The organism is Thermodesulfobacteriota bacterium (genome assembly GCA_031082315.1).
Lineage (GTDB): Bacteria > Desulfobacterota > QYQD01 > QYQD01 > QYQD01 > QYQD01.
Genome location: JAVHLC010000012.1, coordinates 47,814 through 64,896, shown reverse-complemented (window position 1 = coordinate 64,896; position 17,083 = coordinate 47,814). Strand labels below are relative to the sequence as shown.

Annotated in this window: 19 protein-coding genes; 3 read left to right on the top strand and 16 right to left on the bottom strand. The window is 50.1% G+C overall.

The annotated features are described in order from the left end of the window. Positions 1-492 precede the first annotated feature (492 nt). Entirely contained in the window at positions 493-615 is a 123-nt protein-coding gene (locus tag RDU59_11105) for a hypothetical protein (protein ID MDQ7839022.1), read from the top strand. Between the two features lie 74 nt (positions 616-689). Here RDU59_11105 and nadA read toward each other — a convergent pair whose 3' ends face one another. The 9 genes from nadA to RDU59_11060 form a co-directional block, all read right to left on the bottom strand. Continuing rightward, positions 690-1,607 carry a quinolinate synthase NadA gene (nadA, locus tag RDU59_11100; protein MDQ7839021.1) on the bottom strand — a complete coding sequence of 306 codons (918 nt, stop codon included), beginning with the start codon at positions 1,605-1,607 and terminating at the stop codon, positions 690-692. Between the two features lie 40 nt (positions 1,608-1,647). Then, positions 1,648-2,343: an outer membrane lipoprotein carrier protein LolA gene (locus RDU59_11095; GenBank protein MDQ7839020.1), complete on the bottom strand. Its 696-nt coding sequence runs from the start codon at positions 2,341-2,343 to the stop codon at positions 1,648-1,650. Position 2,344: 1 nt separating this feature from the next. Further along, positions 2,345-4,456 carry a DNA translocase FtsK gene (locus tag RDU59_11090; protein ID MDQ7839019.1) on the bottom strand — a complete coding sequence of 704 codons (2,112 nt, stop codon included), beginning with the start codon at positions 4,454-4,456 and terminating at the stop codon, positions 2,345-2,347. A 254-nt stretch (positions 4,457-4,710) separates the two neighbouring features. Beyond that, positions 4,711-5,430 carry an ATP-binding protein gene (locus RDU59_11085; GenBank protein MDQ7839018.1) on the bottom strand — a complete coding sequence of 240 codons (720 nt, stop codon included), beginning with the start codon at positions 5,428-5,430 and terminating at the stop codon, positions 4,711-4,713. Positions 5,431-5,669: 239 nt separating this feature from the next. Further along, on the bottom strand, positions 5,670-5,960 hold the full coding sequence (gene nadS / locus RDU59_11080; protein MDQ7839017.1) for a NadS family protein: 291 nt from the start codon (positions 5,958-5,960) through the stop codon (positions 5,670-5,672). Then, entirely contained in the window at positions 5,957-6,274 is a 318-nt protein-coding gene (locus RDU59_11075) for a type II toxin-antitoxin system RelE/ParE family toxin (protein MDQ7839016.1), read from the bottom strand. The genes nadS and RDU59_11075 overlap by 4 nt, the downstream gene beginning before the upstream one ends. Before the next feature lie 322 nt (positions 6,275-6,596). Next, complete coding sequence (locus RDU59_11070; protein ID MDQ7839015.1) at positions 6,597-6,959, bottom strand: hypothetical protein; 363 nt, start codon at positions 6,957-6,959, stop codon at positions 6,597-6,599. A 102-nt stretch (positions 6,960-7,061) separates the two neighbouring features. Beyond that, on the bottom strand, positions 7,062-7,517 hold the full coding sequence (locus RDU59_11065) for a hypothetical protein (protein MDQ7839014.1): 456 nt from the start codon (positions 7,515-7,517) through the stop codon (positions 7,062-7,064). Positions 7,518-7,589: 72 nt separating this feature from the next. Continuing rightward, the gene (locus tag RDU59_11060) at positions 7,590-7,937 is read right to left on the bottom strand and encodes a hypothetical protein (protein ID MDQ7839013.1); all 348 of its coding nucleotides are present in this window, start codon (positions 7,935-7,937) and stop codon (positions 7,590-7,592) included. 375 nt (positions 7,938-8,312) lie between these two features. On the opposite strand from RDU59_11060, the gene rnhA reads away from it, so the two are divergent. Further along, positions 8,313-8,798 (top strand): ribonuclease HI, encoded by a 486-nt coding sequence (rnhA, locus tag RDU59_11055; protein ID MDQ7839012.1) that lies wholly within the window; start codon positions 8,313-8,315, stop codon positions 8,796-8,798. Between the two features lie 18 nt (positions 8,799-8,816). On the opposite strand, the gene phoU is transcribed toward rnhA, so the two are convergent. The 7 genes from phoU to RDU59_11020 form a co-directional block, all read right to left on the bottom strand. After that, a complete protein-coding gene (gene phoU / locus RDU59_11050; protein ID MDQ7839011.1) occupies positions 8,817-9,506 on the bottom strand; it encodes a phosphate signaling complex protein PhoU in 690 nt (229 codons plus the stop codon). Positions 9,507-9,521: 15 nt separating this feature from the next. After that, positions 9,522-10,283, bottom strand: a complete 762-nt coding sequence (gene pstB, locus RDU59_11045) for a phosphate ABC transporter ATP-binding protein PstB (protein ID MDQ7839010.1) — start codon at positions 10,281-10,283, stop codon at positions 9,522-9,524. Between the two features lie 9 nt (positions 10,284-10,292). After that, a complete protein-coding gene (gene pstA, locus RDU59_11040) occupies positions 10,293-11,141 on the bottom strand; it encodes a phosphate ABC transporter permease PstA (protein ID MDQ7839009.1) in 849 nt (282 codons plus the stop codon). Then, positions 11,141-12,100, bottom strand: a complete 960-nt coding sequence (gene pstC / locus RDU59_11035) for a phosphate ABC transporter permease subunit PstC (GenBank protein MDQ7839008.1) — start codon at positions 12,098-12,100, stop codon at positions 11,141-11,143. Before pstC ends, pstA begins: the two co-directional genes overlap by 1 nt. Further along, entirely contained in the window at positions 12,090-13,004 is a 915-nt protein-coding gene (locus RDU59_11030) for a PstS family phosphate ABC transporter substrate-binding protein (protein ID MDQ7839007.1), read from the bottom strand. The genes pstC and RDU59_11030 overlap by 11 nt, the downstream gene beginning before the upstream one ends. Before the next feature lie 481 nt (positions 13,005-13,485). Beyond that, complete coding sequence (locus tag RDU59_11025) at positions 13,486-15,261, bottom strand: ATP-binding protein (protein ID MDQ7839006.1); 1,776 nt, start codon at positions 15,259-15,261, stop codon at positions 13,486-13,488. Further along, positions 15,258-15,959, bottom strand: a complete 702-nt coding sequence (locus tag RDU59_11020; GenBank protein MDQ7839005.1) for a response regulator — start codon at positions 15,957-15,959, stop codon at positions 15,258-15,260. Before RDU59_11020 ends, RDU59_11025 begins: the two co-directional genes overlap by 4 nt. A gap of 151 nt (positions 15,960-16,110) precedes the next feature. On the opposite strand from RDU59_11020, the gene rph reads away from it, so the two are divergent. Then, a complete protein-coding gene (gene rph / locus RDU59_11015) occupies positions 16,111-16,839 on the top strand; it encodes a ribonuclease PH (GenBank protein MDQ7839004.1) in 729 nt (242 codons plus the stop codon). Positions 16,840-17,083: the final 244 nt, after the last annotated feature.

Sequence of the window (17,083 nt, the reverse complement as noted above, 5' to 3'; positions counted from 1 at the left end):
GTACTTTTTTGACACAGGTAAAAAAACTTTCGGTCCAGACAACTTGATCCTTAACCATAAATATAATGAAATCGATAAGTTAAATCCTTGAGCGGTTTGTTATAAATAATGGCACATATTTTGCTTATTCAATAGCTTGACAGTCGTTATATAAGATGTTATTTTTTTGACATATTTTATAAGGAGGTGGAGAGATGAATTGCTTGAAGAAACCATATAAGCCGACACAGCAGGCAATATGTATGAATTGTAAACGAAGATGCGAACGAGCTGGCCGCCAGATGAAGAAGTGAATCTACGGTAATGCACCCGCTTCAGGCGGGCATCTCCGCCTGGACTGAGGCTTGCGTAGATATACCTTGGTCTTTTAGGCCGATGTTATCTAAGGCTGGAGGTGGGTTATTTGAAATTACCCGGAGACGTTCATGCAGCGGTCGGATCCTGCCGAATATATAGTAAAAGGGTCAGCAACTCAGTAATAGGGTATAACCTATGAACAAACAGGAGATTGTCAGGATATTGCTTTTGAGCCCGTTATACCTGCAAATGCCGGTAAAGGAACGGATGAGGCTGGTCATGGAGATGGTGCGTCGATACGCGCCCCCGGAGCGCTAAAATCCATAAAAAGGCTTCTTCCTTCCTTTCCCTCCTTATATTATTGCCTTCAATCCGAATATCACTTGAACACCTTAATCCCTTGGGACCGCGAGCATTCGATCCACTGCTTTTTTGGCCCGGATACGAACTTGTTCCGGCACGTGAACCACATTCTTAAGCTCAGAAAGCGCAGCAATAACATCCCCAAGACGGGTAAGCTTCATGTATTCACAGACCATCTTATCCGAAGCCGGATAAAATCTCTTCATAGGATTTTGTCTCTGTAACGGATAAAGAAGCCCAACTTCGGTGCCGATAACGAACTCTTCAGCCTTTGACTCGCGCACAAAAGCAAGCATGCCCGTCGTGCTGCGTACGGCATCAGCCAGGTCAATAATCTCCGGACGGCACTCGGGATGGGCCAGAAATAATGCCTTCGGATGCTCTGCCTTAGCCTTCAACACATCCTCCACGCCTAAATTTTCATGTATCGGACAGTACCCCTCCCAATATATTATCTTCTTGCCTGTATGCCGCTGGGTATATCGAGCCAGGTTTTGATCCGGGGTCATTAAGACCACGTCGGCATCCGTCAAAGAATTGACTACTTTTATGGCATTAGCCGAGGTACAGCAGATGTCACTCTCGGCCTTGACCTCGGCCGTGGAGTTTACATAAGTAACCACCGGAACCCCGGGAAGAGATAACCTCCTGGCGCGTAACGCATCCGCATCGATCATGTCCGCCATCTCACACCCCGCATCCAGCCGGGGCAAAATAACAGTCTTATCCGGACAAAGGATAGCTGCGGTCTCGGCCATGAAACGCACCCCACAAAAGACGATCACTTTGGCGTCGGTCTTGGCCGCTCTAACACTCAGATCCAGAGAATCTCCGGTCAGATCGGCAACATCCTGTATTTCAGGAAGCTGGTAATTATGCGCCAGAAGTATAGCGTTTTTTTCTTTAAGGAGTCCGCGGACTTCCGCCTGTAGTTTTTCCAGAGACATCTTTAATACCTTTCGTTACTTCCACACCCTGTCTTGGGTATTATCTATCTATAACCTCTGTCCCCTTTGGAGGGGAAAAGGCAAAAATATGGTCATCCAGGGGGCCGTTTATACGCTGCCCTTTTAGATGAAGGAGAGTAGTATTGCTTAAATGGTCTTTGGAGAGTATGCTATCTATAAGGAATGTATCTTTTTTAATCCACAATTTTATCTCGCTCACCTGCGGGTGGGTATAACGCGGCAGGAGCGTCAGGATATAAAAATCCCCCCGGGCCTTCTTACTCTCCGGAGCCATAACAATAACAAAATCTTTCTTAAAATCCCCCCGCCCTAAAAAAAAATCCATGGTTAGCTGCGATTGCAGGTACGCCTGGGCATCAAACCTATAGGCACGTTTTTCTGCGGTGATATAAATCCACACCGTCTTTCCGTCGGTTACTATCTCCTGTTTATCAGGTCTTAGGTAATCCCATCGCATACACCCCGGTTTTTTAAAGTAAACTCTGCCTTCCGCCAGACGCCGCTGATTGAGGGCCGTCAGCCTGGTCTCCTGTTCAAAATCAGCCTCTATACACTGAATGGTGTTATAGCGCTCCTGTAAGCGGGCCACTATGTTATCAACGGTCAGGGGCTTCGCAAATGCCTCCCCGGCGCTAAGGGCCAGAACAAAGAGCGAGACAAGGGCCAGGCGTGCCCTCCGGCCGTGCGTCTTCCTGTAAAACCAGGAGGAATACATGCTAACCCAAATTATGTACAAGGACCTCACGTGGCTTGCTCCCATCTGGCGGGCCAACGATGCCTTCTTTTTCCATGGTCTCAATCATGCGCGCCGCCCGGTTATAACCCACCCGCAGACGTCGCTGGATCATGGAGATAGAGGCCTGTCTGGTCTCCAGTACCAACTGCACCGCCTCATCATATTTCTCATCGTAGTCGGCGCCGTCTTCTATTTCCCCTTCCGTTTCTCCCGCCTCCAATATCGTTTCGTCGTAGGCCGGCTCCTTCTGCCCCTTCAGGAAGTCAACCACCCGCATGATCTCCGCCTCGGATATATAGGCCCCGTGAATACGCTGCAATTTAGCCGTACCCGGGGGGAGAAAGAGCATATCACCGGCGCCCAGTAGATTTTCAGCCCCGCCGGTATCCAGAATAGTCCGCGAATCTGTCTTGGATGAAACCTGGAAGGAAATACGCGTCGGGAAATTGGCCTTGATCACACCGGTCAGGACATCCACCGAAGGACGTTGAGTAGCCACCAGCAGGTGAATACCCGCGGCCCGGGCCATCTGAGCCAGACGGGTTATATGCTCCTCCACCTCATGGGAGGAAACGAGCATGAGGTCGGCCAATTCATCGATTACAATAATGATGTAAGGAAGGGGATTATCATTATTATGGTTGTACTTATCAATGTTCTTGGCCTTTTTCTCTTCGAGCAGTATGTACCGGCGTTCCATCTCGGCCACCGCCCAGCCCAATGCCTTTGTAGCCTTCTTCGGCTCGGTAACTACCGGGTGCAGGAGGTGCGGTATATCCCCGTAGGCCGAAAGCTCAATCCGTTTGGGATCGATCATCAGGAGACGCACCTGGTCCGGAGTGGATTTAAAAAGGATGCTGCAGATGGTGGCGTTAAGAAATACGCTCTTCCCCGCACCGGTGGCCCCGGCGATCAGAAGGTGGGGCATTTTAGCCAGGTCGGTCACTACCGGCTGGCCGACGATATCCTTGCCCAGGGCCATAGTCAATTTCGATGCGGCGCCGGAAAAGACCTCGCTTTCCAAGATTTCCCCCAGGTAAACCGATTCCCTGTAGGTATTGGGGATCTCAATCCCTATAACCGATTTCCCCGGTATCGGGGCAACAATCCGTATATTCCCGGCCCGCAGGGCCAGGGCCAGATCATCGGCTAATGAGGTAACCCGGTTGATCTTCACACCGGCGGCCGGCTCGAATTCATACATGGTGATGACCGGCCCCGGACATATCTCCGTCACCTTACCGGCAACGCCAAAATCGGCCAGCCTGTTCTCCAGGAGCCTGGCATTGGCCAGGAGACTCTCCTTGTTTCTTTCCCGCTCTTCTTTAAGCGGGACATCGAGCAGGGAAAGGGGCGGCAGTTTGAAATCACCGGCCGAACGCATAAATGGCAGCTCTTCCTGGACCGGAGGCAAGACTATCTCAGTCTTCTCACTGTGCACAGGTTCCGCGATGCGCGGCGCCTCTTTTTTTTCACCGGGTTTAGCGGGTTCTGCCTTTCTGGCCCTGTTGGCTGATTTCAGTTTCCCCGTCAATACTTCCATTTTATCCCTTGTCCTATGCCATAAAAGATAGACGGAGAGACCGGTAGCCATCATAAGAGACAGGATAAAAAAGGTGACCGATACCAGGTATGCCCCAAACTTGTTTAATTTCATGGTAAAAGCCCGGGACATCACCTCGCCCACAATACCACCGGCGACATAGGATGTTGAAAAAATAGTTACCCGGCCCGGCCCCCAGATAAGGGAAAAGAGGTTGCACGTGGTGACCAGCAGAAAAAGCCATCCCAATACCAGATAGGCGACCTGCCTGACTACGACCTCCGGCTTCAGGAGGCGCAAGGCGATGATGACCGGAAGGACCGGCAGCCAGAAAACGGCCAGCCCAAATGCATCAAACAACAGGGCCGCCACATGAGCCCCAACCGTACCAACCCAGTTGCGGGCCTCCCCTGCGTTATATTGGCCAAAGGAGGGATCTTCCGGGGTATAAGATAAAAGGCCGGCTAACAGGAAGAGCGCTAAGGCAAAGCCGATGACCGCCAGGGCCTCCTGCTTTAAAGATGGTTTAGGGGATGATTCTCCAGGCATATTAATCACATATTACATCCGGTATTCTTTTGCTAAAACTAAATTTTTCAAGGGGTATTGTCAACACAATTCAATGCAGAAGCTAACCATCCAGCCACCAAGGCACGAAGGCACAAAGAGAACATATACAAGAATCCCCCCTCTTCCTCTTTCCAAGGGTAGAACCTGGAGTTTGTCTTTTTATAAAGAGGGATTTTCAGATGAAAAGCGGTTACATTATCCTATACTCTTGGTGTCTTTGTGGCAATCCGGCGTCAAAGCAGATAATCCGGATGGACATTGGACAGGGCATGGAAAATATTGCCTTTCACCTTCTTGTTTTGCCGGTAAAGCGTCTTCAGCATCTCCCTTATTTCTTTTCTGCGGGAAGACCCGGCGCTCGGACAGGGATTTTTAATTTCCGGCATGGAGAGCCTGGCGGCAAAGCGCTCCAGTTTTTCTGCATCCACCATGGCCAGGGGCCGTATGACCGTAATCAGTCCGTTAAAAAACGGCTGGCGTGGCACCATGGTGCTTATCTCTCCACTGTAGAGTATATTAAGAAAGAGTGTCTCTATAAGGTCGTCTTTATTGTGCCCCAAGGAGACCTTGTTGGCGCCCAATGTACGGGCTATCTCAAAAAGGCGCTTGCGGCGTAATCGAGAACACAAAAAGCAGGGATTCTCCCGATTTTCCTCGCTGTGGGCCATAGGCCCGAAATTTGTCCTTTCTACATAACAGGGCGCACTTAGCTGCCGGCAATAATCTTCGATAGCCCCTGTATCTGTGCCATCAAAACCAAGGTCTATATGTGCAACCGAAAGTTTATATGGGAAGGGTGTTTTTTTCTTCCACTCATTCAGGATATAAAGCAGAGAAAGGCTGTCTTTGCCGCCGGACAGACCAACCAGGATATGATCTCCATCAGCCAAAAGATTGTACTTATGTAAGGCCCTCCCCACAAAACGGTTAATTTCTTTATCTATATTCGGCACCGGGTCACCGCTACAAGTGATTGTTTAAGCAGTGCCCCGGAGGGGCATCTGTCTCGAATTCCTGGTTCTCCCCGCAGCGGAGCGGATGGGAAAGCAGGTGTTCGCTGCACAACTGCCACATTCTCCCCGGAGCGAAGCGAAGGGAAGAATGCCGAATTGAGCGGCCTGCGGCCTTCGATCTTGCACAACCCCGTTACCCGCCCGTCTGCTCGAATGACGAGTTAGAAGCACAGAGGTAATCATGAGCTAAGGGCCTCAGTTACAGCTTTTGGGTTTTTTGATGCTATTTTCAGTAAAACCCTTGCTGGTCCCTCTGGTTTGCGCCTGCCTTGCTCCCAGTTTTGGAGCGTCGAAATGCTTACGCCAAGCATCAGTGCAAACTCGGCCTGAGATTTTTTCAACTTTTCGCGTATTGCTTTAATATCCAAAGGGCTGAACTCGAATCGACGGCCGGGGGACAGCATGCCTTTTTTGATCTGCCCCGCCTCTTTGATGCTTTCAACCAAATTGTCAAAATCCTTTTCGTTCATTGTAGGTACTCCTTGACCAGCTTGCTCAAAACCTTTAGCTGATCCGGCGTGAGATTTTCCTGCTTGCTCTTCTTGTATGTCAGAAGCATATAAATGGTATCTGCTGGCGGATCCCAATAGTAAATCACCCGCAGGCTGCCTCGTTTGCCTGCACCGGGAATGTGCCATCGGAGCTTACGCAGTCCGCCAGCGCCTGGAATAATACTTCCGGCCCCTGGGCGAATTGCCAACGCCTGTTGCAGTTGCCGGTACGACTCGTCGGGCAATACATTCTGAAGTTCTCTTATGAAAACCGGTGTCTCAATGAAGAGCATGTCTCAATATACGCCAATGACTGACAGATGACAAGTATTAACTAGCTGAGATTACGGAGGGAACCTTCTAACGAGTCTGTAGAAAAACCCCTCGGAATTGTTTGAGGGGTGAAATTAGGGGGTGGCAAAACCCCTCCCGATAGGGAGATCGTCGATCCTGGGGCATTCTGTGGAGCCGATTTTTTTCAGGACTCATCTTTGAAGTTCTCAACGGACTTTTCCTACAGACTCAACGATGCGGATCAGTCGCGCCGCCATCGGCCTTCCGGAAAAATCAACCCCGTTCCTCGCCCGTCCGCTTGACCGACGTGTTGGGCTCTTTCTATTTGATCTTGGACAGAACCCAATTGACCAACCCAAGATCGACTGCCATTTCAGCAAGGCGGTTTGGCAACAAAAGCTGGGTTTCCGAATTGTCAGAATCGTGTCGGACGAGGTCTTTACCGGGAGTATGAACCGCAAAGTACAATTTACGATATCCCGCGTTGCCAAAGTCATTTGCATATTTAACGAAATCCGACAGATTCGCCTGAGATTTCACTTGAACCTGATATCTGTCATACGTGATGGGATCCTCCAGCTCAAGATCCACGTACCTCATTGACTCTCCGACCATCGTAATACGACGCCACCCGGATTGTCGAAAAAGGAGGTCAACTAATGTCTCGAAGTCCTTCCAGTGCAGTTTCTTCAGGCCCTTTTCAATACTGCCGACTAGTTTAGCCTTACTATCTCTTATGAGGGCGTATTCTGGACTTGGTTCATCATTTATGAGGCGTCGGAGGTCTTATTTTTCTCTGACTTGGCATACTGTGCCTCGGAATCCCTGGATTTTGGCTAGTCTCCCAGAGATGCGGCTGATTGTCAGGGGGGTCCCGTGGATATCGCAGTCAGACCAAGCGTTGGATACCTTTAAATACTTTGAAACTTTATCCTTGTAGACTTTGTTGTTACCGATTCGGCACCACCAAAGCCTCGAGGAATAGAACGTGATCCAGATATCTTCCTTTTTCGATTCGCGGATAAGGCGCAAAGCATTTGTGTCTCTGGTTACCATTCCCTTATGGGTTAACTCCGCTGCCAGCTGTTCTCTTATGAGGTCCCATCTGCCTTGGTTAATATCTGACGTAGATTGATGACTCCAGCCGATGCGTAGTTTGCCTTCAGTGATACTGGATTCTTCCCATTTTCCATTTCTTCCAAGCTTGATATAGTATGCGTTCCTGAATTCGATTTGTCTCATGTCTAACCTCGAAGCATGAACTGGGCACCGTAATGCTGATCATTTTGTGCAGTCCCCGTCACTCTGTTGCCCTCAGCCATCACGAATATCCAATCTCCAGATAAACTCCTGAGTGCATGGAAATCCTATTTGCTGAGTGTGCCGTATGACCTTCACTTGATTGCCGTCGAACTCCAGATCCCATTCAATTCTCGCTTCTATCCACCGGAGTGACGCCTCATCCCAAACGGGCCAGTTCTTACTACCAGTTTCAACTCCAAGATAGACAATCCGGTGGCCCTCAGGCCAAGCCTGAAAAAGGTTATCGTTTAGGTCATACTTACGGTCTCTTGATTCTTCAATCAGCCGCAGCCCTTCGTCATACACGAAAAGTCGTACCTGTGAAGGCCAGTCGTTTGTTCTTGGTTTTCGCAAAGGCATCGTTTACCTCGCCTTTATGCCTAACATTATATATTATATCGACTCGACTTTTTTCGTCGAGATCTGCGTTTAGAAATAATCGTATAAGAATTTACTGAATAACACAATAAGAAACAATCTATTTAAATATTAAGTGGATAGGGTCGATAAGACAAAGAACAACATTGGCTTCTCAAGCGGGAAAAGTCTACTTTTCAACGCGAGCAAAATAGAACAAACTGGGGGTGAAGAGTCCATTGGATGCCATATGATATTCTTAACCCCCACCTTACCTGTATCATGCTTTTTCGTAGCATTATTGTCCCGTATCATGTAACTTAATCCGTCAAATTGCAGCGGTCCGCCTCCGGCGGATGACCTGGCCAGGAATAGGTAATGACTAAACCGGATCAAACAAAAGTGGTAGAAATATTTACAGACGGGGCCTGCAGCGGAAACCCCGGGCCGGGCGGATGGGGCGTTATCCTGCGCTCTGGGAAATACGAAAAGGAGCTATCCGGATTCAGCCCGGACACCACTAATAACCGCATGGAGCTTCTGGCCGCCATACGGGCGCTGGAAAGCCTGAAAAAACCGTGCCGGGTTATATTAACCACGGATTCGTCCTACCTCAAAAACGGCATTACCGTCTGGATTCACGACTGGAAAAAAAGGGGCTGGCGTAAGAGCAATAAAAAGCCGGTGGAAAATGTGGATCTGTGGCAGCGGCTGGACACCCTGGCATCCCAACACAATATCGAATGGCGCTGGATCCGAGGCCATCAGGGACACCCGGAAAATGACCGCGCCGACCGGTTAGCGGTTTCCGCCATCAAAAAGGGCCTGGGCGGTGAGATGGATGTGGACAGCCTCCGGCCTTGAGCCTTGAGCCTTGAGCCTTCAGCTTTCAGCCTTTTTCACTCCCTCCTTCCCTTGCTCGCTGATATGTCTTATAACCCGGCCTTCGACCATAAAAATGACATCCTCGGCAATATTGGTAGCCAGGTCGGCTATGCGCTCCAGATTAAGGGCGACGATGAGGAGGTGAACCCCTTGACTAATAGTCGATGGGTCATTTATCATGTGTTCCAGTATGTCACAGACTACCTTTAAGTAAAGGTTGTCTATAGCGTCATCCCGCGCGCAGACAGACGCAGCGATACGGGTATCTTGATTAACAAAGGCGTCTATGGCCTCCCGCAACATATCCTGGCACTGGCCGGCCATCCTGTTCAACCCCAGAGGTTTAATCATAAAAGGCTCTTCGGCCATAAGGACAACACGTTCGGCGATATTAACGGCCTGGTCGCCCATACGCTCCAGATCAATATTAATGCGCATGGCCGTGGTTATAAATCGCAGGTCTATGGCCATAGGCTGCTGGAGGGCCAGGAGCTTCAGACACTGATGGTCTATCTCGTTTTCCAGCCTATCAATCACCTCATCTTTGTCTATTATACAATGGGCCGCGTATATATTGCGTTTGTTAAATGCAAGGATGGTGTCTTTCAATAATTCCTCAACCAGAGAAGACATCTCCAGGAGCTTGATCTTTAAATTTGCCAGTTCTTGGTGGAAGGTGGTGGGCATAGTCTCTCTCCAGCATCAGCCAAATCGGCCGGTGATATAATCTTCGGTCTGTTTGAGTTTGGGTCTGGTAAATATCGTCTCCGTACCATCAACCTCAATGATCCGCCCCAGGTAAAAAAACGCAGTAATGTCCGATACCCGCGCCGCCTGTTGCATATTATGGGTGACAATAATTATAGTATATTTTTCTTTGAGTTGGTGAATTAATTCTTCAATACGCTGGGTGGCAATCGGATCCAGGGCCGATGCCGGCTCATCCATAAGCAGGACTTCCGGTTCAACCGCCAGGGCCCGGGCGATGCAAAGGCGCTGCTGCTGCCCGCCGGAAAGACCCATGGCGGATTCCTGAAGCCGGTCTTTGACCTCATCCCAAATAGCAGCGTCGATAAGGGCCTTTTCCACAATCTCGGCCAGTTTATTCCTATTCTTTAAGCCGCCAATACGCAGGCCATAGGCCACGTTGTCAAAAATAGACTTTGGGAATGGATTGGACTTTTGAAAGACCATGCCGACCCGCCGCCGGATATCCACGACATCCACAGAACGATCATATATATCGTGTCCATCGATAAAGACCTTGCCTTCTATGCGCGTGCCGACAATAGTCTCATTCATTCGGTTCAGGCAACGCAAAAAGGTGCTCTTTCCGCACCCCGAAGGCCCGATAAAGGCCGTGACCTTATGGGGCGGTATCCGGATACTTATATCATGAAGAGCCTGGACCGGGCCGTAAAAAAAATTAAGTCCTTCCGTCCATATCTTGGCTTCTTCCGCCATAAGATTTTCTTAACCTCGTTTTTTGCGAAAATGATACCGGATAATTACCGCGACCAGATTAAGGCCGACTACAAGCGCGATCAAAACAAGGGCAGTGCCGTAGGCCAGGGGCATTACCTTTTCCACGTCATGGTGCTGGGTGGCCAGGACATACAGGTGGTAAGGCAGGGCCATGAACTGGCTGAAGGGACTGTCCGGCAAGAACGGGAGAAAAAAGGCCGCGCCGGTAAAGAGTATGGGCGCGGTCTCGCCTGCGGCCCTGGCCAGACCCAGAATCGTTCCGGTAAGCATTCCGGGTACGGCATAGGGCAAGACATTGGTGCGTATGGCCTGCCACTTGGTAGCCCCCAAGGCCAAGGCCCCGTCGCGGTAACTTTTAGGTACGGTTTTGAGAGCCTCTTCGCTGGCTGTAATCGTCCAGGGAAGTGTAAGAAGCCCGAGCGTAAGCCCCGCCGACAACACGGAGGCGCCAAGATGAAGCGTGCGCACAAAGATAGCCACACCGAATAGCCCATAGACAATGGAGGGAACGCCGGAGAGATTGCGAATGGAAAGACGTATGACACGGGTAAGCGGGCCATGCGGGGCATATTCGTTAAGATAAATGGCGGCAAACATGCCCAGCGGAACCGAAAACAAGGCTGTAATCACGGTAACATAGACCGTACCGACTATCGCCGGAAATATACCGCCCTCGGTCATGCCCATCCGGGGTTCCGCCGTCAGAAATTCCCAGGAGATGGCGCCGATCCCCTTATAGAAAATATCAAACAGGATGAGTCCCAGAATAAAAACCACAAGAACGCTGCCCAGGCGGAACAAATTAAAGCCAAGCGTCTCCACCGTCTGTTTCTTCATTACTGCTCCACCTCCTGGTACTTCTGGAGGATAATATCAGAAACGAGATTAACCAGAAAAGTCATTACAAACAAGACAAAGCCGATAACAAAAAGGGCGTGATAGTGGGCCGAACCAAACGGGACCTCGCCGAGTTCGATGGCAATCGTGGCCGTCATGGTGCGCACGGCGTCCAGAAACGAGTGGGGCATGGCCTGAGCGTTGCCCGTGGCCATAAGAACGGTCATGGTCTCCCCGATCGCCCTCCCCATCCCCAGCATAATAGAGGCAATAATGCCCGAGAGGGCAGACGGGATAGTGACGCGTATCAACGTCTGCCAGCGGCTCGCCCCTAATGCTAAGGAGGCGTCCTTGTGGGTCTTTGGAACAGCCGCAATGGCATCTTCAGAAAGGCTGATAATAGTCGGCAGACTCATAATGGCCAGGAGGATACATCCATTTAAGGCGTTCAAGCCATTGGGGATGCCAAATGCCCGGGCAATAAGTGGATTGACAACAACTATCCCTAAAAAGCCTAATACCACGGATGGAATTCCGGCCAGTATCTCGATAACCGGCTTGAGAACCTCCCTGACGCGGGGCGAAGCTATCTCAGCCAGGTAAGCTGCGCAGGCCAGACCAACCGGCACCGCAATCAAAAGGGCGCCAAAGGTGACTATAAGCGTACTAACCATTATGGCCCCCAGGCCATAGGTAGCTTTTACATAAGAGGTGGGATTCCAGGTGGACTGAAAGAACTCGGGAAAATGGATTTCCTTGAAGGCAGGCAGGCCTTCGCTGAAGAGCAGAGAAAAAATACCCAAAAGGATGATGATGGAAATGATCCCGTTAAAGAAGAAAAAGGAGGCGATCAGCCGTTCTTTAGTCCTTCTCCAGCCGAACCCCCCTGGTTTAAAATCCCCCCTCATCCCTCCTTTGTTAAGAGGGGTCAGGGGGGATTTATTTGTTTTAGAAGCCATGCTGGGCATTATACCTTCTATATCCGGCACTAACCGGGAAAAATCCCTGTGTTGAGATTATCTTTTGCCCCTCCGGGCCGAGTTCAAATCTGACAAATCCCCCTACTTTTCCCTTGCTTGCCCTGTCGAAGTACTGGTAGAGGGGACGCACAATCGGATAAGCGCCGCTTGCTATGTTTTTAGCATCAATAGGACTCATGGCCTTGCTATTCCTATCTTTAGCCACATTCAGGACTTTGATGCCCGGTGTTACCCTGCCTTTATCATCCACCACATAGCCAACACCTACATAGCCAATGCCGCCCTTATCGCGCTTAACGGCCTCAACGATCTGGGCGTTACCGTTCATCTGGTTCATGGTATTGGCATAGTCCCCGCGGACAACGGACTCCCGGAAAAACACAAAGGTCCCGGAATTCGGCTGGCGTCCATAAAGGGTAACGGGGAGGTTCGGCCCGCCGACCTGGCTCCAGTTCTTAACCTCCCCGCGATAAATCTGGCCGATCCGATCCAGCGTAAGCCCCTTCACCGTGTTGGCAGGATTTACTATCACCGAAAGCCCGTCTATTGCAAAGACAACGGCTATAGGATCCACGCCATTCATCTTGGCCTGCTGCAGCTCTTGTGATTTCATGGCCCGCGATGAGTTGGCCAGGTCAGTGGTTCGATTAATAATAGCCGCAATCCCTACACCGGAACCTCCGCCGGTGACGGCAATCGCTGCTCCTTTAGTCTTCTGCATATAAATCTCCGCCATTCTCTGCACCACATTTACCTCTGTATCCGAGCCCTTGACCTGGATAAAACCAGACGCCAGCGAAAGAGAAGATGTTAAAGACAGTAAGGTCGCCAGAGTAAAGGTTAACAATCCTATTATAGACATCCCTTTGTTTTTTAACTTCATAACCGTTCTCCTTTAATTAATGTTCATCCGGAAACTACTGTTTTCGGCTTCACGCTTTCAGCGATCAGCGATTAGCTGTCAGCAAAAAACTAAGATAGCAACACATTAAGCTGAACGCTGATAGCTGAGTGCTGATTGCTCCATCCGGAATTTTGGGGTTTTCGGATGGGAACTAATTAAGAGTAATGTAAACACAAAAACGTGACAATTCTGTGACAAACTGATTGCAACTGCTTGACATTCCACCTCCCTTCTACAGTACAGAGTTATTTCGGAGCACTTCCAGAGCCGTAGCGTAGTAAACAAATTGTCATTCCTGCGAAGCTTGTCCCTGACCCCGATCAGGGAGCAGGAATCCAGGTCTTTATTTCGCGACTTGGGCGCTGGATTCCCTCCTCCGCGGGAATGACAGAAAAAAAGCTTTTGCAAGGAACTAAACTGATAGGCTTTTTATTTTAGTGTGATGACAGAAATGTGGCGTTTATGTGGAGTATTTCGGAAGGACGATATGGAATGCGGAGCCTTCGCCCGGTTCACTTTCTACCCAGACTCTGCCTTTATGCGCCAAAATTGCATGTTTGACAATAGAGAGGCCCAGGCCCGTGCCGCCAACGGCGCGTGAACGGCCCTTATCCACCCGGTAAAATCTCTCAAATATCCTTTCCTGATCCTCTTTAGGGATGCCCGGGCCCTCATCCCGGACATCGATTCTGACCTCTCCTTCGCATTCAGACAAGGTAATTGTGACCTTCGTATCCGGAGGAGAGTATTTTATGGCATTATCCACGATGTTCAGAACGGCCTGAGATAATTTTTCATGGTCGCCCCGGACAATAATATCTTCCGGCGGGAACTCCCGTGCGAACTTTATGCGCTTCATTTCCGCTTGAGGACCTAACGCTCTTAGTGAACCCTCCACTACTTCCTTCACGCTTACCTGCTCATCAGATATCCCAGTTCCCAGGGCCTCAAGCCTGGCCAGAGCCAGTATGTCCTGAATCAGATTATCCATACGATTCGCATGTTCGCTGATAATTCTGATAAATGATTGGGCCTTCTCCTGATCATCAATCCCACCTTCAAGCAGGGTTTCCGCATATCCCTTGATAGCGGTCAGGGGGTTCTTTAATTCATGGGAAACATTAGTCACAAAGTCTTTCCGAATCTGGTCCAACTGCCTGATGTCCGTCATATCATGGAAGACAGCAATGGCCCCCTGTATGGTGTCAGCAGCAAAAAGGGGAACGATACGGACATCAAATACCCTATCTCTCGGGTAAGCAACCGGGATTTCCAGCCTCTGCGGAGCGCGCTCCTTTAGTACAATCGTGAACGCCTCCTGTAAGGGGATACTCCTGATAACCTCAACCGGCGGCCGGCCGGAAACATCCCGATCTACAGCAAAGGAATCTCGCAGGGCCTGATTCAACAGGATAATCCGGCCTTCTTTGCCCACCGCCATTATCCCGCTGGATATCCCCCTCAATATGGCCTCGTTCTTGCCCTTTTCAGTCATTATCTCCGCAATCTTTGTCTTCAGCTGGCTGGAAAGAGAGTTCAATGCCTCGGCCAAAACACCCAATTCGCCCTGGGGAATCCTGCGAATCCTGTACTCAAAATCGCCCTCGGCCATCTTCCGGGCCGCAAATGTCATTTCACCAAGGGGCCTGCTAAGCCCGTGGGCAATGACCAGATTAAGAAAAAAGGCCAGAATAAGCCCAACAGCCGCCGCCACTGAAAAGTACCTTTTGGTTGCCGCCACCTTCTTTTCCACATCATCTAGAGGCAAGGCCAGGCGAACCACGTAAGCCGGAAGGCCGTCTTTTCTGGAAAGGGCGGCAGAGTATATCAACTTCTTCTTTAGTGTGGTGCTAAAACGTATGCTGGTGGCAAAACCCGTCTTCAGGACCTCCACAAATTCGGGCCGATGGGCGTGATTTTCCAGAGCCCGGATATCTTTCTGCGGCACCTCTGAATCCCCGATCACTACCCCGTCCAGGCCGATAATCGTTATTCTGGGCTGAATAGTCCGCCCCATGTCTTTAACCATGGAGTCAATCCCGTAAGCGTGCAGACCCGGCCGGGAGTACTTTTCGAGGACGGTCTTTATCAAATAGGTCTTAGACTCCAGATCGGAGGAAACGCCGGCAATGAGCGTCTCCTTGAATACAAAACTCGCATAGAGCTGGGCAGCAGCAAATATCAACAGGATTACTGCCAGATAGGTAAGGAATAGTCTCCATTTAAACTGTTTCACCGGGAACTCTCTTCTTTAAAACGATACCCTACACCCCGTACCGTTTCAATGACCTGACCGGCGGCGCCCAGCTTTTGCCGCAGTCTTTTAATGTGGGTATCCACAGTGCGGGCATAACCGTCAAAGTGGTATCCCCACACCTGGTCAAGCAAAATCTCACGTGTCAGCACCCGTCCACGGCCCTTCAAAAGGGTGTGCAGGAGATTGAATTCGGTTACAGTAAGCGATACCGGAACCCCGTCAACCGTTACCAGGTGACGTTCCGGATCGACTTTAATCCCGGCGGCATCAAGTATTTTGGGAAGCGGCTCCGGGGGGCTGATTCGCTGCAAGACCGCCTTTACACGCAAGACCAGTTCACGCGGGCTAAAAGGTTTTACGATATAATCATCCGCCCCTAATTCAAAACCTACCACCCGGTCTATCTCTTCACCCTTCGCGGTTACCATTATTACCGGAATATGGCGTGTTTTCTCATTACTCTTAAGACCCTTACAGATATCCGTGCCGTCGGCATCCGGAAGCATAAGGTCCAGAAGGATGAGGTCCGGCGCTCTCTTTTGGATAAGAGAATGCGCTGTGCGTCCGTCCTGGGCCCTGGCCGTTTCGAAACCTGCTTTTTCCAGGTTATAGGAAATCAGGCCGGAGATATCAGGCTCATCTTCAACGACAAGTATAAACGCCTTTTTATCAGCCATAATTATAACCACCGATCGCAGTCATTATTTTCCATCTATGTGTCAACCAGGTGACAAAATTAAATCTTCTTCATAGCGGCTTATTCTCATTGACAACTCAGGCTAATTTTAGTTAGTTAGGATGCATTCTGTCAATAAGAGAGATTTTTTTATGCGTTTTAATGGCCGGGCCGCGCACGAAATCAGAGATATCTCACTTACCCGTAACTATATCTCCCACGCAGAAGGATCAGTCCTTATTGAAATGGGAAATACCCGGATAATCTGTGCGGTATCGGTGGAAGATAAGGTGCCGAATTTCCTTAAGGGGAGCGGCACGGGATGGATCACGGCCGAATACGCCATGCTTCCCCGGGCCACCCTTACACGCAATTTGCGGGAGTCAACTCAAGGACGTGTAGGCGGCCGGACCCATGAAATCCAGCGACTTATCGGCCGCTGCCTGCGTTCGGTGGTTTCTCTTCCGGCCCTGGGGGAACGAACCTTCTGGGTGGACTGCGACGTCATCCAGGCCGACGGCGGGACACGCACGGCCGCCATCAGCGGCGCATACATCGCCCTCTATGACGCCCTTACCCTCCTGTATAACCGCAGTGAGATTATGGACATACCGGTGCAGAACCACATAGCCGCTATAAGCGTGGGCATAGTAAAGGGAGAAGTCCTTCTTGATCTGAACTACGACGAGGATTCCCAGGCCGAAGTGGACGCCAATTTTGTTATGACCGACGATGAAAGGTTCGTCGAGATCCAGGTCTCTGCGGAGAAAAGGCCTTTTTCCGCCGAAGAATTCGGGGAAATGGAACGAATGGCCGGTCAGGGGATAAAAAAGATTATAGAGATGCAGAAAGAAATAATCGCCCAACTCCGCCTGAGATAACACCGACAATTTTCGATCCTTCCGTAAGCCCTGCCCTTCCACACAGTATTGTCAAAAGCTAACCACAGAGAGCACAGAGAAAATACAGTATATCAACAAATTAAAGTAATAATTGTCTTCTCCCTCCGTGATCTCCTGTATCCTCGTTTTCTGCCCAAAAACGCCTGAGGAATTGCCCGCTAATAACAGTTCAAGCGGCTTAAACCGTTCAAACGGTTGAAACCGTCTCTTCTCGGTGTACTCT